Origin of the sequence: Serratia sp. G204Y (genome assembly GCF_051172435.1) — a bacterium.
In the GTDB taxonomy this organism is placed as follows: domain Bacteria; phylum Pseudomonadota; class Gammaproteobacteria; order Enterobacterales; family Enterobacteriaceae; genus Serratia; species Serratia sarumanii.
The window spans coordinates 1-21,923 of sequence record NZ_JBPIZA010000011.1; the positions used below are offsets into that span (position 1 = coordinate 1).

The following is a 21,923-nucleotide window of genomic DNA, read 5'->3' on the forward strand; positions in this document are numbered from 1 at the left end:
TGCCAGAAGGCGTAGAGATGGTAATGCCAGGCGACAACGTGAACATGGTTGTAACCCTGATTCACCCAATCGCGATGGACGACGGTCTGCGTTTCGCAATCCGTGAAGGCGGCCGTACCGTTGGCGCAGGTGTTGTAGCTAAAGTTATCGCTTAATCGCTGATAAAGTTTGACGCGACACGCGGTAAAAGGGCATCATTTGATGCCCTTTTTCTACGCTGTGAACTAGAACCTATCTCATCAGCGATTTTGCAGTCATAATCATTGGTGAGATGGGCTCTTAAACCGTATTGACTGAAATACGTCATGGCGTAAAACACCGGGATAGCGCTGAAGCGGTATCCGATCGGTTTGGTTTGCCTCGCAATGCGAGGCAAAGTTGTTTGTTCTGAATCATCATTGTGACAGGTTGGTTTATGAGTGCGAATACCGAGGCTCAAGGGAGCGGACGCGGCCTGGAAGCGGCAAAGTGGCTGATCGTCGCCGTTCTGTTGGTTGTGGCTATTGTCGGTAACTATTACTACCGTGATTTAAGCCTGCCATTGCGCGCGCTGGCAGTTGTGCTGATCATCGCCGTTGCAGGTGCAGTGGCTCTGATGACCACCAAAGGCAAAGCCACCGTTGCGTTTGCCCGCGAAGCGCGTACCGAAGTACGTAAAGTGATTTGGCCAACTCGTCAGGAAACGCTACACACCACGTTGATCGTTGCCGCGGTAACCGCCGTGATGTCACTGATTCTGTGGGGGCTGGATGGTATTCTGGTCCGTCTGGTGTCGTTTATTACTGGCCTGAGGTTCTAAAATGTCTGAAGCTCCAAAAAAACGTTGGTACGTCGTTCAGGCGTTTTCCGGTTTTGAAGGTCGCGTAGCACAATCGCTGCGTGAACACATCAAACTGCACGATATGGAAGAGTTGTTCGGCGAAGTGATGGTGCCTACGGAAGAAGTGGTTGAAATCCGTGGCGGCCAACGTCGCAAGAGCGAGCGTAAATTCTTCCCTGGCTACGTGCTGGTGCAGATGGTGATGAATGACGCCAGCTGGCACTTGGTGCGCAGCGTACCGCGCGTCATGGGGTTCATCGGCGGTACGTCTGACCGTCCTGCGCCGATCAGCGATAAAGAAGTTGATGCGATCATGAACCGCCTGCAGCAGGTTGGTGACAAGCCGCGTCCGAAAACGCTGTTCGAACCGGGCGAGCTGGTGCGCGTCAACGACGGCCCGTTTGCCGATTTCAACGGCGTGGTCGAGGAAGTCGATTACGAGAAGAGCCGCCTGAAAGTTTCCGTTTCCATCTTTGGCCGTGCAACGCCGGTGGAACTGGACTTCAGCCAGGTTGAGAAAGGCTGATCGAATAATCAGCAACGAGTGGCCCGTAGCCGCTTGTCAAAGGCGCGAAATTGAACTACAATTTCGCGCCTTTTGTTTTTAGATGCCTTGCCTGATGCATGTTGGGCGGGGTGAAACACGGGGAGCCTCTTGCGAGGCGATACTACCCAAACCGAGGAAATTTAAATGGCTAAGAAAGTACAAGCCTACGTCAAGCTGCAAGTTGCAGCTGGTATGGCGAACCCGAGCCCACCAGTGGGTCCAGCTCTGGGTCAGCAGGGCGTTAACATCATGGAATTCTGTAAGGCATTCAACGCTAAGACTGACAGCGTTGAAAAAGGTCTGCCGATTCCGGTTGTTATCACCGTTTATTCTGATCGCTCCTTCACTTTCGTTACCAAAACCCCGCCAGCAGCCGTTCTGCTGAAAAAAGCGGCTGGTATCAAGTCTGGTTCCGGTAAGCCGAACAAAGACAAAGTAGGTAAAGTGACTCGTGCTCAGGTACGTGAAATCGCAGAAACCAAAGCTGCGGACATGACTGGTTCTGACGTTGAAGCGATGACTCGCTCCATCGAAGGTACCGCTCGTTCCATGGGCCTGGTAGTGGAGGATTAAGAGATGGCTAAGCTGACCAAGCGCATGCGCGTGATCCGTGACAAAGTTGATGCTACTAAACAGTATGACATCGCTGAAGCTGTTGCTCTGCTGAAAGAGCTGGCCACCGCTAAATTCGTAGAAAGCGTTGACGTTGCCGTTAACCTCGGCATCGACGCTCGTAAATCTGACCAAAACGTTCGTGGCGCTACCGTTCTGCCACACGGCACCGGTCGTTCCGTTCGCGTTGCCGTATTTGCCCAAGGCGCTAACGCTGAAGCAGCAAAAGCTGCTGGCGCAGAGCTGGTAGGTATGGACGATCTGGCTGACCAGATCAAGAAAGGCGAAATGAACTTCGACGTTGTTATTGCTTCCCCGGATGCAATGCGCGTTGTAGGTCAACTGGGCCAGATCCTGGGTCCACGCGGCCTGATGCCAAACCCGAAAGTGGGTACCGTTACTCCGAACGTTGCTGAAGCAGTGAAAAACGCTAAAGCAGGTCAGGTTCGCTACCGTAACGACAAAAACGGCATCATCCATACCACTATCGGTAAGGTTGATTTCGACGCAGACAAACTGAAAGAAAACCTGGAAGCCCTGCTGGTTGCGCTGAAAAAAGCAAAACCTTCTCAGGCGAAAGGCATGTACATCAAGAAAGTTAGCCTCTCCACCACCATGGGTGCTGGCGTTGCTATCGATCAGAGCGGTCTGTCTGCTGCAGCGAACTAATCGCATTTGCGATTATCGCTTTGACTTGGGGCCAAGATTTGTCTAGAATCTTATGCCCCAAGGTTTTGCTATTGGCTATGCCGTAGGCAAAACAAAGATTTTTCGGTTGGAGCCTGGCCTATCCAGGCCTCCGTCCAAGACCGCAGGTGTATCGCAAGATACTTAATCCTTCCTGCGTAGACGGTGACAGAGCCTAAGAAAATTTTTCTTTTTTATAAAAGAATGTCTTTGCTGGATTCTGCTCACCGTGTTAAGCCGCTCGGCGTGGCGTTTTACAAAGCGCCGAGTGAAGTGAGTTCCGGGGGATTTTCCCCGGCTAATCCAGGAGCAAAAAGCTAATGGCATTAAATCTTCAAGACAAACAAGCGATTGTTGCTGAAGTCAGCGAAGTAGCCAAAGGCGCGCTGTCTGCGGTTGTTGCGGATTCCCGCGGCGTTACCGTAGATAAAATGACTGAACTGCGTAAAGCAGGTCGTGAAGCTGGCGTTTACATGCGTGTTGTTCGCAACACCCTGATGCGTCGCGTAGTTGAAGGCACTCCATTCGAATGCCTGAAAGACACGTTTGTCGGTCCAACCTTGATTGCATTCTCTCACGAACACCCGGGCGCTGCTGCTCGTCTGTTCAAAGAGTTCGCGAAAGCGAATGCAAAATTCGAGGTTAAAGCTGCGGCCTTTGAAGGTGAGCTGATCCCAGCGGCGCAAATCGACCGCCTGGCGACGCTGCCAACTTACGAAGAAGCGATCGCACGCCTGATGGCAACCATGAAAGAAGCCGCTGCCGGCAAACTGGTTCGCACTCTGGCTGCAGTACGCGATCAGAAAGAAGCGGCGTAAGCCATTCTTTCTTAGCCTTTGCTAACGTATTTAAACTATTTCTGAATTTTAGGAACAATTGTTATGTCTATCACTAAAGACCAAATCCTGGAAGCAGTTGCCGCTATGTCCGTAATGGACGTTGTTGAACTGGTTTCCGCTATGGAAGAAAAATTCGGCGTTTCTGCTGCTGCTGCTGTAGCTGTAGCTGCTGGCCCGGCTGAAGCTGCTGAAGAGAAAACTGAATTCGACGTTATCCTGAAAGCTGCTGGCGCTAACAAAGTTGCTGTTATCAAAGCAGTACGTGGCGCTACCGGCCTGGGTCTGAAAGAAGCTAAAGACCTGGTTGAATCTGCTCCAGCCGCTCTGAAAGAAGGCGTGAGCAAAGATGACGCAGAAGCTCTGAAAAAATCTCTGGAAGAAGCTGGCGCTGAAGTTGAAGTTAAATAAGCCAACCTTTCCGGTTGCAGCCTAGTCTTTTAGGCTGATGGCTGGTGACTTTTTAGTCACCAGCCTTTTTGCGCTGTAGGGCGCCAGTAGCGTTTCACACTGTTTGGCTGCTGGTTTCGCCTCCCAATGTTTGTTTCTATTGACGACTTAATATACCGCGGTCTTTGCACTACCAGGAGTTCTGGGGGAAGACGCGATGAAATGGTTTAAGCGTGATAGCAAGAGACATTGCGGAAAGTGTTCCCGCTTTCCGGTCGACAAAACGGTGTTGCATGAACTGTCCCTAATCGGACGGACAGATTGGGTCACTGATCAGCGAGCTGAGGAACCCTATGGTTTACTCCTATACCGAGAAAAAACGTATTCGTAAGGATTTTGGTAAACGTCCACAAGTGCTGGACATACCATATCTCCTTTCTATCCAGCTTGACTCGTTCCAGAAGTTTATCGAGCAAGATCCAGAAGGGCAGTACGGCCTTGAAGCCGCATTCCGTTCTGTTTTCCCTATCCAGAGCTACAGTGGCAATTCGGAGCTGCAATACGTTAGCTACCGTCTTGGTGAGCCGGTCTTCGACGTCAAAGAGTGCCAGATCCGTGGTGTGACGTTCTCTGCACCGCTGCGCGTAAAACTGCGCCTGGTTATCTATGAGCGCGAAGCGCCTGAAGGTACGGTCAAAGACATCAAGGAACAAGAAGTCTACATGGGCGAAATTCCGCTCATGACCGAAAACGGCACCTTTGTGATCAACGGTACTGAGAGGGTTATCGTATCTCAGTTGCACCGTAGTCCTGGCGTATTCTTCGACAGCGATAAGGGTAAAACCCACTCCTCGGGTAAAGTGCTGTACAACGCACGCATCATCCCTTACCGCGGTTCATGGTTGGACTTCGAGTTCGATCCGAAGGACAACCTGTTCGTGCGTATTGACCGTCGCCGCAAACTGCCTGCGACCATCATTCTGCGCGCGCTGAACTACACCACTGAACAGATCCTCGACCTGTTCTTTGACAAGATCGTCTTCGAAATCCGTGACAACAAGCTGCAGATGGAGCTGGTGCCAGAGCGCCTGCGTGGTGAGACCGCTTCGTTCGACATCGAAGCCAACGGCAAGATCTACGTAGAGAAAGGCCGTCGCATCACCGCTCGTCATATCCGTCAGCTGGAAAAAGACGACATTCAGAGCATTGAAGTACCGGTAGAGTACATCGCGGGCAAAGTGGTCGCGAAAGACTATATCGATACCAATACCGGCGAACTGATCTGCGCAGCCAACATGGAGCTGTCGCTGGATCTGCTGGCCAAGCTGAGCCAGTCCGGCCACAAGCGCATCGAAACGCTGTTCACCAACGATCTGGATCACGGCGCGTACATCTCTGAAACGCTGCGCGTCGATCCGACCACCGATCGTCTGAGCTCGTTGGTAGAAATCTACCGCATGATGCGCCCTGGTGAGCCGCCAACGCGCGAAGCTGCCGAAAGCCTGTTCGAGAACCTGTTCTTCTCCGAAGACCGCTACGATCTGTCCGCGGTTGGCCGTATGAAGTTCAACCGTTCTCTGCTGCGCGACGAGATCGAAGGTTCGGGCATCCTGAGCAAAGACGACATCATCGAAGTGATGAAGAAGCTCATCGATATCCGTAACGGCAAGGGCGAAGTGGACGATATCGACCACTTGGGCAACCGTCGTATCCGTTCCGTCGGCGAGATGGCCGAGAACCAGTTCCGCGTAGGTCTGGTGCGTGTTGAGCGTGCGGTGAAAGAGCGTCTGTCTCTGGGCGATCTGGATACCCTGATGCCTCAGGACATGATCAACGCCAAGCCGATTTCGGCGGCGGTGAAAGAGTTCTTCGGCTCCAGCCAGCTGTCCCAGTTCATGGACCAGAACAACCCGCTGTCCGAGATCACGCACAAGCGCCGTATCTCCGCACTGGGCCCGGGCGGTCTGACCCGTGAGCGCGCCGGCTTTGAAGTTCGAGACGTACACCCGACCCACTACGGCCGCGTGTGCCCAATCGAAACGCCGGAAGGTCCAAACATCGGTCTGATCAACTCCCTGTCCGTGTACGCACAGACTAACGAGTATGGCTTCCTGGAAACCCCGTACCGCCGCGTGCGTGACGGCGTGGTGACCGATGAAATCAACTACCTGTCTGCTATTGAAGAAGGCAACTTCGTTATCGCCCAGGCGAACTCCAACCTGGATGAAGAAGGCCGCTTCGTAGAAGACCTGGTCACCTGCCGCAGCAAAGGCGAATCAAGCCTGTTCAGCCGCGACCAGGTTGACTACATGGACGTATCCACCCAGCAGGTTGTTTCCGTTGGTGCTTCACTGATTCCATTCCTGGAACACGATGACGCCAACCGTGCATTGATGGGTGCGAACATGCAACGTCAGGCCGTACCTACCCTGCGTGCTGACAAGCCGCTGGTTGGTACCGGTATGGAACGCGCCGTAGCGGTTGACTCCGGCGTAACCGCCGTTGCCAAACGCGGCGGTGTGATCCAGTACGTGGATGCTTCCCGTATCGTTATCAAAGTTAACGAAGACGAGATGTACCCGGGCGAAGCAGGTATCGATATTTACAACCTGACCAAGTACACCCGTTCTAACCAGAACACCTGCATCAACCAGATGCCGTGTGTGAATCTGGGTGAGCCAATCGAGCGCGGCGACGTGCTGGCGGATGGCCCATCGACAGACCTGGGCGAACTGGCACTGGGCCAGAACATGCGCGTAGCGTTCATGCCTTGGAACGGCTACAACTTCGAAGACTCCATCTTGGTCTCCGAGCGCGTAGTGCAGGAAGATCGCTTCACCACCATCCACATCCAGGAACTGGCGTGCGTGTCTCGCGACACCAAGCTGGGGCCTGAAGAGATCACTGCCGACATCCCTAACGTGGGTGAAGCTGCGCTCTCCAAGCTGGATGAATCCGGTATCGTGTATATCGGTGCTGAAGTGACCGGCGGTGACATTCTGGTCGGTAAGGTAACGCCTAAAGGCGAAACCCAGCTGACGCCGGAAGAGAAACTGCTGCGTGCGATCTTCGGTGAGAAAGCGTCTGACGTTAAAGACTCTTCTCTGCGTGTACCGAACGGCGTTTCCGGTACGGTTATCGACGTGCAGGTCTTCACCCGCGATGGCGTGGAAAAAGACAAGCGCGCGTTGGAAATCGAAGAGATGCAGCTGAAGCAGGCGAAGAAAGACCTGACTGAAGAACTGCAGATCCTGGAAGCCGGCCTGTTTGCGCGTATCCACGCGGTGCTGGTTGCCGGTGGCATCGAAGCCGACAAGCTGAGCAAGCTGCCGCGCGATCGCTGGCTGGAACTGGGCCTGACCGACGAAGAGAAGCAAAACCAGCTGGAGCAGCTGGCTGAGCAGTACGACGAACTGAAATCCGACTTCGAGAAGAAGCTGGAAGCCAAGCGTCGTAAGATCACTCAGGGCGACGATCTGGCACCGGGCGTGCTGAAAATCGTCAAGGTTTATCTGGCCGTTAAACGTCAGATCCAACCGGGTGACAAGATGGCGGGCCGCCACGGTAACAAGGGTGTTATCTCCAAGATCAACCCGATCGAAGATATGCCTTACGATGAAAACGGCACGCCGGTAGACATCGTACTGAACCCGCTGGGTGTACCATCACGTATGAACATCGGTCAGATCCTGGAAACCCACCTGGGTATGGCTGCGAAAGGCATCGGTGAGAAGATCAACCAGATGCTGAAGCAGCAGCAGGAAGTGGCCAAGCTGCGTGAGTTCATCCAGAAGGCCTACGATCTGGGCGACGACGTTTGCCAGAAAGTTGACCTGAACACCTTCAGCGACGACGAAGTGCTGCGTCTGGCAGAGAACCTGAAAAAAGGTATGCCGATCGCAACGCCGGTGTTTGACGGTGCGAAAGAGACTGAAATCAAGCAACTGCTGGAAATGGGCGGTATCCCGACCTCCGGTCAGATCACGCTGTTCGATGGCCGTACCGGTGAGCAATTCGAGCGCCAGGTTACTGTCGGCTATATGTACATGCTGAAACTGAACCACTTGGTTGACGATAAAATGCACGCCCGTTCAACCGGTTCTTACAGCTTGGTGACTCAGCAACCTCTGGGTGGTAAAGCGCAGTTCGGTGGTCAACGCTTCGGTGAGATGGAAGTGTGGGCACTGGAAGCATACGGCGCGGCTTATACCCTGCAGGAAATGCTCACCGTTAAGTCGGATGACGTTAACGGCCGTACCAAGATGTACAAAAACATCGTGGATGGCGACCACCGGATGGAGCCAGGCATGCCGGAATCCTTCAACGTACTGTTGAAAGAAATCCGCTCGCTCGGCATCAACATCGAACTGGAAGACGAGTAATCGTCATGCCGGCTCAGGCTCCCCGCCTAAGGGAGCCTGAGGGTGGTTGTTCAGGTCACACGGGTACCTACTGCGGTTGTGGGTACCCAACAGGTTTAACTCCGACAGGAGCCAATCCGTGAAAGACTTATTGAAGTTTCTGAAAGCGCAAACTAAGACCGAAGAGTTTGATGCGATCAAGATTGCTCTGGCCTCGCCAGACATGATCCGTTCGTGGTCGTTCGGTGAAGTTAAGAAGCCGGAAACCATTAACTACCGTACGTTCAAACCAGAGCGTGACGGCCTTTTCTGTGCCCGTATCTTCGGGCCGGTAAAAGATTACGAGTGCCTGTGCGGTAAGTACAAGCGCTTGAAACACCGCGGCGTGATCTGTGAGAAGTGCGGCGTTGAAGTGACCCAGACCAAAGTGCGTCGTGAGCGCATGGGCCACATCGAGCTGGCTTCGCCGACCGCGCACATCTGGTTCCTGAAATCGCTGCCATCCCGCATCGGTTTGCTGCTGGATATGCCGCTGCGTGACATCGAACGCGTACTGTACTTCGAATCCTATGTGGTGGTCGAAGGCGGTATGACCAACCTCGAGCGCCGTCAGATCCTGACCGAAGAGCAGTATCTGGACGCGCTGGAAGAGTTCGGTGACGAATTCGACGCCAAGATGGGTGCGGAAGCTATTCAGGCTCTGTTGAAAAACATGGATCTGGAAGCCGAGTGCGAGCAGCTGCGTGAAGAGCTGAACGAAACCAACTCCGAAACCAAGCGCAAGAAGCTGACCAAGCGTATCAAGCTGCTGGAAGCGTTCGTGCAGTCCGGTAACAAACCGGAGTGGATGATCCTGACCGTGCTGCCGGTACTGCCGCCGGATCTGCGTCCTCTGGTTCCGCTGGATGGCGGTCGTTTCGCGACCTCGGATCTGAACGATCTGTATCGCCGCGTGATCAACCGTAACAACCGTCTGAAACGCCTGCTGGATCTGGCTGCGCCGGACATCATCGTGCGCAACGAAAAGCGTATGCTGCAAGAAGCGGTAGACGCCCTGCTGGATAACGGCCGTCGCGGTCGTGCCATCACCGGTTCCAACAAGCGTCCTCTGAAATCTTTGGCCGACATGATCAAAGGTAAGCAGGGTCGTTTCCGTCAGAACCTGCTCGGTAAACGCGTTGACTACTCCGGCCGTTCCGTAATCACCGTAGGTCCATACCTGCGTCTGCATCAGTGCGGTCTGCCTAAAAAGATGGCGCTGGAGCTGTTCAAACCGTTCATCTACGGCAAGTTGGAGCTGCGTGGCCTGGCCACCACCATCAAAGCCGCCAAGAAAATGGTTGAGCGTGAAGAAGCCGTCGTTTGGGATATCCTGGACGAAGTGATCCGCGAACACCCGGTACTGCTGAACCGTGCACCAACCCTGCACCGTTTGGGTATCCAGGCGTTTGAACCGGTTCTGATCGAAGGTAAAGCGATCCAGCTGCACCCGCTGGTTTGTGCGGCCTATAACGCCGACTTCGATGGTGACCAGATGGCCGTTCACGTACCGCTGACGCTGGAAGCCCAGCTGGAAGCGCGTGCGCTGATGATGTCCACCAACAACATCCTGTCCCCTGCGAACGGCGAGCCAATCATCGTTCCTTCTCAGGACGTTGTACTGGGTCTGTACTACATGACCCGCGACTGTGTTAACGCCAAGGGCGAAGGCATGGTGCTGAACGGTTCCAAAGAAGCTGAGCGTGTTTACCGCGCCGGCCTGGCGTCTCTGCATGCGCGCGTTAAAGTGCGTATCACCGAAGACGTCAAAAACGCCGAAGGCGAATGGACTTCTCAGACCAGCATCATCGACACCACCATCGGACGCGCCATCCTGTGGATGATCGTACCGAAAGGTCTGCCGTACGCGATCGTTAACCAGCCTTTGGGCAAGAAAGCGATCTCCAAGATGCTGAACACCTGTTACCGCATCCTGGGCCTGAAGCCGACCGTTATCTTTGCTGACCAGATCATGTACACCGGTTTTGCTTACGCAGCCCGTTCCGGCGCTTCCGTAGGTATCGACGACATGGTTATCCCGGCTAAGAAAGCGGAGATCATCGAAGAAGCGGAAACCGAAGTTGCCGAGATCCAGGAGCAGTTCCAGTCTGGTCTGGTTACCGCCGGCGAACGCTACAACAAAGTGATCGATATCTGGGCTGCAGCGAACGAACGCGTTGCGAAAGCGATGATGGAAAACCTGTCGGTAGAAGACGTGGTTAACCGTGACGGCGAAGTGGAACAGCAAGTTTCCTTCAACAGCATCTTTATGATGGCCGACTCCGGTGCGCGTGGTTCCGCCGCTCAGATTCGTCAGCTGGCCGGTATGCGTGGTCTGATGGCGAAGCCGGACGGCTCCATCATCGAAACGCCAATCACCGCGAACTTCCGTGAAGGTCTGAACGTACTCCAGTACTTCATCTCCACCCACGGTGCTCGTAAAGGTCTGGCGGATACCGCACTGAAAACCGCGAACTCCGGTTATCTGACCCGTCGTCTGGTTGACGTGGCGCAGGATCTGGTTGTGACCGAAGACGACTGTGGCACCCACGACGGCATCCTGATGACTCCGGTTATCGAAGGTGGCGACGTGAAAGAGCCGCTGCGTGAACGCGTTCTGGGCCGTGTGACGGCAGAAGACGTCCTCAAGCCGGGTACGGCGGACATTCTGGTGCCACGCAACACCCTGCTGAACGAGAAGGCGTGTGACCTGTTGGAAGAGAACTCTGTCGACAGCGTTAAAGTCCGTTCCGTGGTGAGCTGTGAAACCGACTTTGGTGTGTGCGCAAACTGCTATGGTCGCGACCTGGCACGTGGCCACATCATCAACAAAGGTGAAGCCATCGGCGTTATCGCGGCACAGTCCATCGGTGAGCCGGGTACACAGCTGACGATGCGTACGTTCCACATCGGTGGTGCGGCATCTCGTGCGGCTGCTGAATCCAGCATCCAGGTGAAAAACAAGGGTAGCATCAAGCTGAGCAACGCGAAGTTCGTTATGAACGCTGCGGGCAAGCTGGTGATCACCTCGCGTAACACCGAACTGAAACTGATCGACGAATTCGGCCGTACCAAAGAAAGCTACAAGGTGCCTTACGGTGCCGTGATGGGTAAAGGCGACGGTGAAGAAGTTAACGGCGGCGAAACCGTTGCTAACTGGGATCCGCACACCATGCCGGTCATCAGTGAAGTCAGCGGCTTCATTCGCTTCGCGGACATGGTTGACGGCCAGACCATTACTCGCCAGACCGACGAACTGACCGGTTTGTCTTCTCTGGTAGTTCTGGACAGCGCAGAGCGTACCGGTAGCGGTAAAGACCTGCGTCCGGCACTGAAAATCGTTGACGCTCAGGGCGAAGACGTATTGATCCCAGGCACCGATATGCCTGCTCAATACTTCCTGCCGGGCAAAGCGATCGTTCAGCTGGAAGACGGCATTCAGATCGGTGCGGGTGATACCCTGGCGCGTATTCCTCAGGAATCCGGCGGTACCAAGGATATTACCGGTGGTCTGCCGCGCGTTGCCGACCTGTTCGAAGCACGTCGTCCGAAAGAGCCGGCAATCCTGGCTGAAATCAGCGGGATTATCTCGTTCGGTAAAGAGACCAAAGGCAAACGTCGCCTGGTGATCTCTCCGCTGGACGGCAGCGACGCTTACGAAGAGATGATTCCGAAATGGCGTCAGCTTAACGTGTTCGAAGGCGAAGTGGTGGAACGTGGCGACGTCGTATCCGACGGCCCAGAGTCTCCGCACGACATTCTGCGTCTGCGTGGCGTGCATGCGGTTACCCGCTACATCACCAACGAAGTGCAGGAAGTTTACCGTCTGCAAGGCGTTAAGATTAACGATAAGCACATCGAAGTTATCGTTCGTCAGATGCTGCGTAAAGGCACTATCGTTAGCGCTGGTGGCTCCGAGTTCCTGGAAGGCGAGCAGGCTGAAGTGTCTCGCGTCAAGATTGCCAACCGTCAGCTGGAAGCTGAAGGTAAGATCCCGGCAACCTTCTCGCGCGATCTGCTGGGTATCACCAAGGCTTCCTTGGCGACCGAGTCCTTCATCTCCGCTGCATCGTTCCAGGAAACGACGCGCGTTCTGACCGAAGCTGCCGTAGCCGGCAAGCGTGATGAACTGCGTGGCCTGAAAGAGAACGTCATCGTGGGCCGTCTGATCCCAGCCGGTACCGGTTACGCTTATCATCAGGATCGCATGCGTCGCCGTGCTCAGGGTGAAGCGCCGGTTGTTCCGCAAGTCAGCGCGGAAGAAGCGACGGCTAACCTGGCCGAGCTGCTCAACGCAGGCCTGGGCGGCAGCGACGACGAGTAATCGTCATCCGCGCCGCGGGCCCGGCATGCCGGGCCCATCGCCAGATAAACCGCCCCCTCGGGGGCGGTTTTTTTTCGCCTCATGCCGGGGCCGAGCAAACTTTGCTACTATGGTTACAGCAGAAATTGACCGGCGCTTTTTACCTGACAACCAAGGACAGTGCGAACATGGACAGCCTCATTACCTTCGAAAAATTGACGGCGCAACACCTGCCTTACCTGTATGAGATCCGCTTTTCCGTTGAGGAAAACCTGCTGCATCCGCATCAGATCCAGTATCTGCAGCGCAAACAGGCGCTGGAGGACATCAACCAGGGCGGCGGCTGGATCTGCAAGCATGGCGACGACTATGCCGGCGTTGGCTTCGGGCTATTCATCCCTGAACCGCTGATCGGCGGCCTGTTCGTGAAGCCGGAATACCAGTCGAAGGGGATCGGCTCCGCCTTGCTGGCACGGATCACTCACTGGATGTTTGAACACGGTGCCGAAGCGATCCACTTAACCACCGATCCCGGCTCCAAAGCCGAAGGCTTTTATCAACATCACGGCTGGGCCGTGGTCGGGCAGGATGAATTCGGCCAGGTCGAACTGGTGAAACGCAAAGAGGGTGACTGATGAAAATCAACGGATTGATGACGTTACTGCTGCTTTCGCTGTTCAGCGCGCCGCTGTATGCGGCCGTTGACTATTTTTACCTGAAGCCGCTCGACGGCGAGAAGATCAAGATAACCCGGCAGATGCTGGAGGCGATGCCGTCGCACACGATTAAAACCTCGACCAATTTCACCCCGGAAGATACGTTCACCGGCGTTGAGCTTGCGGAGCTGGTGAAAGCCTATCATCTGAAAGGCCAGTCGGTGCGCGCTTTCGCCTGGGATGATTACTCCTATTCGATGCCGATTGACGAGATGACTAAATACCGCGTGATCGTCGCCTATCAGCGCGGCGGCAAGCCGATCGACGTGGGGGAACTGGGGCCGTTCGCCATTATTTATCCGCGCGATAGCTACGCCGAGCTGAATAACCTGGATGTGAACGCGAAAACCGTCTGGCAAGTTAAACGGTTGGAGCTGAAATAAGATGAGCAAAAAACTGATCGGTACTCTTATCGCGTTGGTTGCCATCTTCTCCTTATTGATTTTGTTGATTGCCATTAACTTCGGCGGCGTAAAAGAACGCTATAAGCAGATCGAGCCCAATCTGGACAACTACTCGGTGGCCGAGATCCTCTTTCTGGCGTTTGAAAGAACCAAAACCGCGCTGTTGCTCAGTGAAAATAACGACTACGACGCCTTCCAGATCAAAAAGAAAATCTTCTACTCGAAGATTCAGATCCTGGAGAGCCGTTCGACCTTCAGCGACTCCTTTTATTACGACGACGAGTTCATCAAGAATGTTGCGCTGCTGAAGCAGCAGTACCGCACGTTGGACGATCTCTCCACCGGCTTGCTGGTGGGGCAGAAAAACAAGGCGGACATTCTCTCTTATATGGATGATATCGAGGGCACGCTGGTCGATATCCAGGAAATTATTTATCGGATACAGATTAAAAACTTTACCGAAGTGAAAGGCATCATCCAGGAGAATTCGAGTAAAGCCGAGATGTTCGCCCTCTTTTCGTTGATTTTGGTGTTTCTGATGATGTTCCTGGTGCTGAGAAATGCCTTCTCGTTAAAAGAGATCATCAAGAACAAGAACATCTTTATCTCTTCCATTTACCACGAGATCGCCGGCTCGACTCAGGCCATCGTCATTGCCGCGGATATCATGGAGCACGAGCTGGCGCAGGAAGAGTTGAAAAAAGAAGCCCGCCTGATCTCCTATCACGGCAATAAGATCGCCGAACAAACGCGCGAGGTGATGGATTATTCGCGGCTTGAGATGGGGGAAGTCAAAATCAATATTTCCACCTTCCGGCTGAATGAGGTGGTGGACGATGCCGTAACCGGCATCGGCGCCGGGCGCGGCAATCGCCTCGTGATTCACCGTTCGTCTTATGCCGGCCTGATTGGTTCTGATAAATACAAGCTCTACCGAATATTGGCCAACCTGCTCAGCAACGCGGATAAATTTACCCACCGCGGCGCGATAACCCTTAACGTGAAGGTATGTCACGGCAATCTGTATTTGCGAGTAAAAGACACCGGCATCGGGTTTAACGTCAAAAATCTGGATCGGTTGTATAAGGCGTTCAATCAGGGGGTGGAAAGGGAAACGCGGCAGGGGTTGGGGCTGGGGCTGACCATTATCAAAAATTACGTCACGACGATGAAAGGTACCATTAAAGCCAAATCCGTCGAAGGAGTGGGCTCATCGTTTTTGATCCGCATCCCGGTCAAACTAATTAAAGAATAGGTTCGACAGCAGCAGCGAGGAGATAATCAGCGGCTTGGTCGGTTTTTCCACCAGATGTACGTCATAGTGCAGGATCATATCGCCGATGTTTTTCTCGTAGTGATTCAGCTGGCCGGTCAGAATGATGATGCGGGCGTGCGGATCGAGGGCGTCTTTAATTTTCTTCACGACGCGTTCGGAGGTCTCGCCGAAATCCAACAGCCAGTCCAGAATAAACGCCTCAAAGGACTGCTGTTCCAGCGCGGCCAGCATGGCGTCCGCCGTCTGAAAGGTCTCAGTCTCGATGCCGTAGCGGCTGGCGATCTTCTTCAACAGTTCGAGAATATCCCCATCATTGTCCAGGATCGCGATACGCGGGGCCGGCAGAAAGTCTATCTTGTTGACTTTGTACAGCGGAGCCTCGGCGGCATGTTCCCGATTGGTGTTGATGATGAAAAGATCGTCTTTTTTGCAGGCGTAGGTTTCGTCGTTGTCCGCTTGCGTGACCGGGCGCTCGTCAACCTCAATATTGCAGCGCTTGTGAATGCTGTTCATGATAAAGACGGCGTTATGCGTCCTTTGGCCGGCAAACGGCTCGTTGAAGTACTGAAATACCTTTTTGACTTCATCGAGGGTGATGCCTCTTTTGCCATCCAGCTTCTGTTTGGCGCTGTTGTACTGAAGGTTCAGTATGTTGGCCATCGTGGAGGCATGCTTTCTGTCGCCAACTCCTTTCAGAGTGAGCAACGCGCTGATTGCATCGATGTAATTTGGCGTTTTCTTCATGACAACCTTGGCTTTTTTTGATGTTGACCGCGAGCGCTGAAAAACCTGCGCGAGGACCCGTGCTGGATTATAGATGATGACTGGGGGTTGCAGCGATATCAGTTTGATTTTGCTTGTCAAACTCAAAATACACTCGATGCAAAATAAAAAAACACTCAAAAGACATTCACATTTAATCGTTTGTATGGTTAATTAGCGCACATACTGTGTGATTCGCGTCCTGGGGGGGTGCCAGTCTCACAAAATAAACCGCCTGCTCTTGTCCGTAAGCAGGGAGCAGGCGGCAAAAAGATCCGCGGCCAACACCAGGGCCAATGGCAGCACCGGGGATGACCACTCGAATCTCTCTTCGTCGCTGTACCTTCTTATCCTCGTTCCCACTTTTCTGCCGCCACAGCGCTCTATGAGTATCACTCCTGAGTGAGTGCCGCACATCGTTATGCCATCTTTCTGACTGCCCATTAGCCGACAAGGCAATCTGCCCGTACGCCCTTACCGGCCGCGATACGCCATATGCGCGTTGCCGCGGACGAGGGCCCGGCGTCGCGCAAGAGAAGCTCCGGCGCGATCCGGGATGGGATAAGGCGGGGCCATCGAGAGGGTGACGGCCCCGGCCGACGCCGGGTTTGGCGGTCGGCAAGGTCACTATAGCCGGGGAGGTTACCGGCGCCAGCGCCGGCGTTCGGCATTGCGCGGCCGCTCCAGCGTTTTCTTCACGCGGCGGTAAACGTTGCCGCTTATTGCGTGCTGCGTCCCAGATAACCGTCCCAGTCTTTCCACACCGGCTGCAGCCCGGCGTTGCTGATGGCCTCGGCGACCTGCTGTGGCGTGCGGCCGTCGTGCGGCTCGAACTGTTCCAACTCCGGCGGCACATCGTCGGCATAGCCGCCGGGCTGCGTCTTGGATCCGGCGCTGACGCTGTTGATCGCCACCGGGATCATGTGATCGCGGAAGTACGGCGACTCACGCGTAGACAGCGACAGCTCAACGTCCGGTGCGAACAGCCGGAAGGCGCAGATCAGCTGCACCAACTGAGGCTCGCTCATGATCGACGCCGGCTCAATGCCGCCGGCGCAGGGGCGCAGACGCGGGAACGAGATCGAGTAGCGGCTCTGCCAGTAGGTTTGCTGCAGGTAGAACAGATGTTCCGCCAGCAGGTAGCAGTCAGTGCGCCAGCTGTTGGACAGGCCGATCAACGCACCGAGGCCGATCTTGTCGATCCCGGCGCGCCCCAGGCGATCCGGCGTGGCCAGGCGCCAATGAAAATCCTGCTTCTGCCCGCGCAGATGGTGCTGCAGATAGGTGGCCGGGTGGTAGGTTTCCTGATAGACCAGCACGCCGTCCAGGCCCAGCGTTTTCAGTTCGGCGTACTCGTCCTGCGCCAGCGGCTGCACTTCCATCATCAGCGAGCTGAAGTGGCGGCGGATCGCCGGAATGTGCTGACGGAAATAGTCCATGCCAACCTTGCTCTGATGTTCGCCGGTGACCAGCAACAGGTGCTCGAACCCCAGCGCCTTGATGGCTTCGCACTCGCGTGCGATCTCCGCCGCGTCCAGCGTTTTGCGCTTGATGCGGTTGCTCATCGAAAAGCCGCAGTAGGTGCAGTCGTTGGCGCACAGGTTAGAAAGGTACAGCGGCACATAGAAGCTGACGACGTTGCCGAAGCGCTGACGGGTCAGCTGCTGCGCGCGCTGCGCCAGCGGTTCCAGATACGGCGCGGCGGCGGGGGAGATCAGCGCCATAAAGTCGTCGCGCGTCAGCTTGTCGGCGGTCAACGCGCGTTCCACGTCGCGTGCGGTTTTGCCGTTGATGCGTAGCGTAATGTCGTCCCAATCCAGCTGTTGCCAGCGGCTACTGAAATCGTCGGCCATCACTGCGCCTCCTCTGGTTGGCTGAGGAAGGCGGTCAGCGGGCTGGAGGCGGCCGCACCGCGCTGGCAGGCACCCAATCCGGCGCTGCGCGCCAGCTCGCCGGCCTCCAGCGCCAGGCGAAACGCCCGTGCCATTTGCACCGGGTCGCGCGCCACGGCGATGGCGGTATTCACCAGCACCGCGTCGGCGCCCAGCTCCATCGCTTCCAGCGCGTGGCTCGGCGCGCCGATGCCGGCGTCGACCACCACCGGCACCTTGGCCTGCTCGATGATGATCTCGAGGAAGTCACGGGTGCGCAGACCGCGGTTGGAGCCGATAGGGGCGCCGAGCGGCATCACCGCCGCGCAACCCACCTCTTCCAGCCGTTTGCACAGCACCGGATCGGCGCCGCAGTAGGGCAGCACCACAAAACCGTCTTTCACCAGCGTTTCCGCCGCCTTCAACGTTTCTATCGGATCCGGCAGCAGGTATTTCACATCGGGATGGATCTCCAGCTTCACCCAGTGGGTGCCGAGCGCTTCGCGCGCCAGCCGGGCGGCGAACACCGCTTCGGCGGCGGTTTTGGCGCCGGAGGTGTTGGGCAATAGCCTTACGCCCAGCTGCTGCAGCGGCGCCAAAATGGCGTCGTTGCCGCCGCGCAGATCGACGCGCTTCATGGCCATGGTCACCAGCTGTGAGCCGGAGGCCGCCAGCGCCTCCAGCATCAACGCCGGAGTGGCGAACTTGCCGGTGCCGGTGAACAGGCGCGAGGTAAAAGTGGTATCGGCGATTTTCAGCATGTCAGCCTCCGGCGATCGCTTGAAACAGCAAAATGTCGTCACCGTCCTGCACCTGATGGTCGGCCCAGTCGGCGCGCGGGATGATGGTTTGGTTGATCGCCAGCGCAGTGCCCGGCTGGTGGCGTTCCAGCTGGGTCAGCAGGGCGGCGACGCTGAGCGGCTGCGCCAGCTCCAGCGGTTGGTCGTTCAGACGGATCTTCATGCCGCGCCTCCGCATACCGGGCAGGCGCGGGCCTGGCTCAGTTGCAGCGTGCTCCAGCTCTGCTGCTTGCCGTCGAACAGCCGCAGCTTGCCGTTGAGGGAGGAAGGCATACCGGCCAGCATCTTGATGGCTTCCAGCGCTTGCAGAGTGCCGATCACGCCCACCACCGGGCCGAGCACCCCGGCGGTGCGGCAGTTGCGCTGCGGCTCTTCCTGCTCCGGGTACAGGCAGGCGTAGCAGCCGTGCGCATAGGGCGGCTCGAGCACCAGCAGCTGGCCGCTGAAGCCGACCGCGCTGCCGCTGATCAGCGGCTTGGCGGCGGCGATGCAGGCGGCATTGACCTCATGACGGGTCGCCATATTGTCGCAGCAGTCCAGCACCAGATCGGCGCGGGCGACCGCGTCGCGCAGCGCTTGCCCCTGCAGCCGCTGCGCCAGCGGGATGGATTCCACCAACGGGTTCAGCGCCTGCAGGTGGCGTTGCGCCAGCGCCGCCTTGCCGGTGGCGGTATCGGCGCTGCGGTAGAGGATTTGCCGCTGCAGGTTGGTGACATGCAGCTGGTCGTCGTCGGCCAGCAGCAGCGTGCCGACGCCGGCGGCGGCCAGATACAGCGAAGCCGGGGAACCGAGCCCGCCCAAACCGACGATCAGCACCGTGGCGCGCTTGAGCCTCTCCTGGCCTTCCGGGCCGACGTCCTCCAGCAGCAGCTGGCGGCTGTAGCGCAGGAATTCCTGATCGTTAAGCATCGTTCGGATCCTCGCCTTCGATCAGCCGCAATAGCTCGGCCGTCGCCGCGCGCCAGTCCGGCGCCTGGGTGATGGCGCTGACCACCGCCACGCTGCCGACGCCGCACGCCAGCACTGCCGGTACGCGATCGATGCTGATCCCGCCGATCGCCACCGTCGGGTAATCCGCCAGGCCGGCGATGTGGCGTTTCAACTCCGCCAGCCCCTGCGGCGCCGAAGGCATGTCTTTGGTTTGGGTGGGGAAGATGTGCCCCAGCGCGATGTAGGAAGGTTTCACCGCCAGCGCGCGCGCCAGCTCGGCGTCGTCATGGGTGGACACGCCTAGCCGCAGACCGGCGCGGTGAATGGCCGCCAGATCGGTGGTATCGAGATCCTCCTGGCCCAGATGCACGCCGTAAGCGCCGTGCTTGATCGCCAGCCGCCAGTAGTCGTTGATGAACAGCCGCGCCTGATAACGCTGGCCTAGCGCGATGGCGGCGGCGATATCCGTTTCGACCTGCTCGTCAGGCAGGTCCTTGATGCGCAGCTGGATGGTGGTGACGCCGGCCTCCAGCAGGCGAGCGATCCATTCCACGCTGTCGACGACCGGGTAAAGCCCCAGCTTGTGGGGCGTAGCCGGGAAGGGGGTCGTGATATCAGTCATTGCTTGTCTCCTCTTGCAGGGTGCCGGCGCTGTGATACAGCTCGCTGCCGCGGGCGCGGAACTCGGCGGACATTTTCTCCATGCCGGTCAGCTGCACTTCGATCGGCTTGGCGGCCTCCTGGGCCGCGGCGTAGTCGCGCACCTCCTGCGAAATTTTCATCGAGCAGAATTTCGGCCCGCACATCGAGCAGAAGTGGGCGACCTTGCCGGACTCCTGCGGCAGGGTTTCGTCGTGATAGGCGCGGGCGGTGGCCGGATCGAGCGCCAGATTGAACTGATCTTCCCAGCGGAATTCGAAACGCGCCTTGGACATGGCGTTATCGCGGATCTGCGCACCCGGATGGCCTTTGGCCAGATCGGCGGCGTGAGCGGCGATCTTGTAGGTGATCAGGCCCTGCTTGACGTCCTCTTTGTTCGGCAGGCCGAGGTGTTCTTTCGGCGTGACATAACACAACATGGCGCAGCCGAACCAGCCGATCATTGCCGCGCCGATGCCGGAGGTGAAATGGTCATAGCCCGGGGCGATATCGGTGGTCAGCGGGCCGAGGGTGTAGAACGGCGCTTCGTGGCAGTGTTCCAGCTCTTCGGTCATGTTGCGGCGGATCATCTGCATCGGCACGTGGCCCGGGCCTTCGATCATCACCTGCACGTCGTATTCCCAAGCGATTTTGGTCAGCTCGCCCAGCGTATGCAGCTCGGCGAACTGGGCTTCGTCGTTGGCGTCCTGAATCGAGCCGGGGCGCAGGCCGTCGCCGAGCGACAGCGAAACGTCGTAGGCGGCGCAGATCTCACAGATTTCACGGAAATGCTGATAGAGGAAGTTTTCCTGATGGTGCGACAGACACCATTTGGCCATGATCGAGCCGCCGCGCGACACGATGCCGGTCAGGCGTTTGGCGGTCATTGGCACGTAGCGCAGCAGCACGCCGGCGTGGATGGTGAAGTAGTCGACCCCTTGCTCCGCCTGTTCCAGCAGCGTATCGCGGAACATCTCCCAGGTGAGGTTTTCCGCCACGCCGTTGACCTTCTCCAGCGCCTGGTAGATCGGCACGGTGCCGATGGGCACCGGGCTGTTGCGCAGGATCCACTCGCGGGTTTCGTGAATATAGCGGCCGGTAGAGAGATCCATCACGGTGTCCGCGCCCCAGCGGGTGGACCACACCAGCTTCTCCACCTCTTCTTCGATCGACGACGTGACCGCCGAGTTGCCGATATTGGCGTTCACCTTCACTAGGAAATTGCGGCCGATGATCATCGGCTCCGCCTCCGGGTGATTGATGTTGGCGGGAATGATGGCGCGGCCGGCGGCCACTTCCTGGCGCACGAACTCCGGCGTGATGTTGTCCGGCAGGTTGGCGCCCCAACTTTGGCCCGGGTGCTGGTGGCGCAGCACCTCGCCGCGAATGCGCTCGCGCCCCATGTTTTCACGGATGGCGATGAACTCCATCTCCGGGGTGACGATGCCGGCGCGGGCATAGTGCAGTTGGGTCACGCGCCTGCCCGGCAGCGCCTTGCGCGGCAGCGGCAGATGTTCGAAGCGCAGATGATCCAGCCCCTCGTCCGCCAGCCGCTGTTGGGTGAAGCCGGAGCTGGCGCCGCTGAGGGTGGCGGTATCGCCGCGCGCGTCGATCCAGCCGGCGCGCAGTTTGGCGAGACCGGCGTGCACGTCGAGCTTGGCCTGCGGATCGCCGTAGGGGCCGGCGGTGTCATACACCGGGATCGCCTCGTTGGGTTCATACTGGGGGTTGTCTTTGCTGCCGCCGAGCAGGGTCGGGCTGAGCTGAATTTCGCGCATCGGCACCTGGATATCGCTGCGCGAGCCTTGCAGATAGATACGGCGTGAGTTCGGGAAAGCCATGCCTTGCAGGGTGTCGATAAACTGCTGGGCGGCTTCGCGTTGCGCTTTACGGGCGCGCGGTGGATTAACGTTAGACATAGCAAGTTCCT

At 56.9% G+C, this 21,923-nt stretch carries 18 protein-coding genes and 1 pseudogene; 12 read left to right on the forward strand and 7 right to left on the reverse strand.

The features are described from left to right. From tuf to ACSBQQ_RS24285, 12 genes and pseudogenes are all read left to right on the forward strand, one after another. Nucleotides 1–155, forward strand: a pseudogene (gene tuf, locus ACSBQQ_RS24230) (elongation factor Tu); the annotation flags it as partial. A gap of 260 nt (nt 156–415) precedes the next feature. Next, complete coding sequence (gene secE, locus ACSBQQ_RS24235; protein WP_004929916.1) at nt 416–799, forward strand: preprotein translocase subunit SecE; 384 nt, start codon at nt 416–418, stop codon at nt 797–799. A gap of 1 nt (nt 800) precedes the next feature. Beyond that, a complete protein-coding gene (nusG, locus tag ACSBQQ_RS24240) occupies nt 801–1,346 on the forward strand; it encodes a transcription termination/antitermination protein NusG (protein WP_004929914.1) in 546 nt (181 codons plus the stop codon). 165 nt (nt 1,347–1,511) lie between these two features. Next, nucleotides 1,512–1,940, forward strand: a complete 429-nt coding sequence (gene rplK / locus ACSBQQ_RS24245) for a 50S ribosomal protein L11 (RefSeq protein WP_015376316.1) — start codon at nt 1,512–1,514, stop codon at nt 1,938–1,940. Nucleotides 1,941–1,943: 3 nt separating this feature from the next. Continuing rightward, on the forward strand, nt 1,944–2,648 hold the full coding sequence (gene rplA / locus ACSBQQ_RS24250; RefSeq protein WP_033636720.1) for a 50S ribosomal protein L1: 705 nt from the start codon (nt 1,944–1,946) through the stop codon (nt 2,646–2,648). 338 nt (nt 2,649–2,986) lie between these two features. After that, the gene (gene rplJ, locus ACSBQQ_RS24255) at nt 2,987–3,484 is read left to right on the forward strand and encodes a 50S ribosomal protein L10 (protein WP_004929905.1); all 498 of its coding nucleotides are present in this window, start codon (nt 2,987–2,989) and stop codon (nt 3,482–3,484) included. A 63-nt stretch (nt 3,485–3,547) separates the two neighbouring features. Then, a complete protein-coding gene (gene rplL / locus ACSBQQ_RS24260) occupies nt 3,548–3,913 on the forward strand; it encodes a 50S ribosomal protein L7/L12 (protein WP_004929903.1) in 366 nt (121 codons plus the stop codon). Nucleotides 3,914–4,245: 332 nt separating this feature from the next. Further along, nucleotides 4,246–8,274, forward strand: coding sequence for a DNA-directed RNA polymerase subunit beta (gene rpoB, locus ACSBQQ_RS24265; protein ID WP_033636721.1), 4,029 nt, complete (start codon nt 4,246–4,248; stop codon nt 8,272–8,274). Between the two features lie 118 nt (nt 8,275–8,392). Continuing rightward, the gene (rpoC, locus tag ACSBQQ_RS24270) at nt 8,393–12,616 is read left to right on the forward strand and encodes a DNA-directed RNA polymerase subunit beta' (RefSeq protein ID WP_021505232.1); all 4,224 of its coding nucleotides are present in this window, start codon (nt 8,393–8,395) and stop codon (nt 12,614–12,616) included. A 167-nt stretch (nt 12,617–12,783) separates the two neighbouring features. Continuing rightward, complete coding sequence (locus tag ACSBQQ_RS24275) at nt 12,784–13,230, forward strand: GNAT family N-acetyltransferase (protein WP_033655330.1); 447 nt, start codon at nt 12,784–12,786, stop codon at nt 13,228–13,230. Further along, nucleotides 13,230–13,694, forward strand: coding sequence for an oxidoreductase (locus ACSBQQ_RS24280; RefSeq protein WP_033655328.1), 465 nt, complete (start codon nt 13,230–13,232; stop codon nt 13,692–13,694). Before ACSBQQ_RS24275 ends, ACSBQQ_RS24280 begins: the two co-directional genes overlap by 1 nt. A 1-nt stretch (nt 13,695) precedes the next feature. Next, complete coding sequence (locus ACSBQQ_RS24285; protein ID WP_043148443.1) at nt 13,696–14,970, forward strand: sensor histidine kinase; 1,275 nt, start codon at nt 13,696–13,698, stop codon at nt 14,968–14,970. Here the strand turns inward: ACSBQQ_RS24285 and ACSBQQ_RS24290 are convergent. From ACSBQQ_RS24290 to thiC, 7 genes are all read right to left on the reverse strand, one after another. Continuing rightward, nucleotides 14,956–15,735 (reverse strand): helix-turn-helix domain-containing protein, encoded by a 780-nt coding sequence (locus ACSBQQ_RS24290; RefSeq protein WP_033636724.1) that lies wholly within the window; start codon nt 15,733–15,735, stop codon nt 14,956–14,958. The genes ACSBQQ_RS24285 and ACSBQQ_RS24290 overlap by 15 nt on opposite strands. Nucleotides 15,736–16,472: 737 nt before the next feature. After that, on the reverse strand, nt 16,473–17,606 hold the full coding sequence (thiH, locus tag ACSBQQ_RS24295; protein WP_033649983.1) for a 2-iminoacetate synthase ThiH: 1,134 nt from the start codon (nt 17,604–17,606) through the stop codon (nt 16,473–16,475). Then, nucleotides 17,606–18,385 (reverse strand): thiazole synthase, encoded by a 780-nt coding sequence (locus tag ACSBQQ_RS24300; RefSeq protein WP_033649984.1) that lies wholly within the window; start codon nt 18,383–18,385, stop codon nt 17,606–17,608. Before ACSBQQ_RS24300 ends, thiH begins: the two co-directional genes overlap by 1 nt. Nucleotide 18,386: 1 nt before the next feature. After that, on the reverse strand, nt 18,387–18,587 hold the full coding sequence (gene thiS, locus ACSBQQ_RS24305; RefSeq protein ID WP_016929423.1) for a sulfur carrier protein ThiS: 201 nt from the start codon (nt 18,585–18,587) through the stop codon (nt 18,387–18,389). Further along, nucleotides 18,584–19,333: a HesA/MoeB/ThiF family protein gene (locus tag ACSBQQ_RS24310; RefSeq protein WP_033636730.1), complete on the reverse strand. Its 750-nt coding sequence runs from the start codon at nt 19,331–19,333 to the stop codon at nt 18,584–18,586. Before ACSBQQ_RS24310 ends, thiS begins: the two co-directional genes overlap by 4 nt. Then, nucleotides 19,326–19,976 carry a thiamine phosphate synthase gene (thiE, locus tag ACSBQQ_RS24315; protein ID WP_033649985.1) on the reverse strand — a complete coding sequence of 217 codons (651 nt, stop codon included), beginning with the start codon at nt 19,974–19,976 and terminating at the stop codon, nt 19,326–19,328. Before thiE ends, ACSBQQ_RS24310 begins: the two co-directional genes overlap by 8 nt. Next, nucleotides 19,969–21,912 (reverse strand): phosphomethylpyrimidine synthase ThiC, encoded by a 1,944-nt coding sequence (gene thiC, locus ACSBQQ_RS24320; protein WP_033649986.1) that lies wholly within the window; start codon nt 21,910–21,912, stop codon nt 19,969–19,971. Before thiC ends, thiE begins: the two co-directional genes overlap by 8 nt. Between the last annotated feature and the right edge of the window lie 11 nt (nt 21,913–21,923).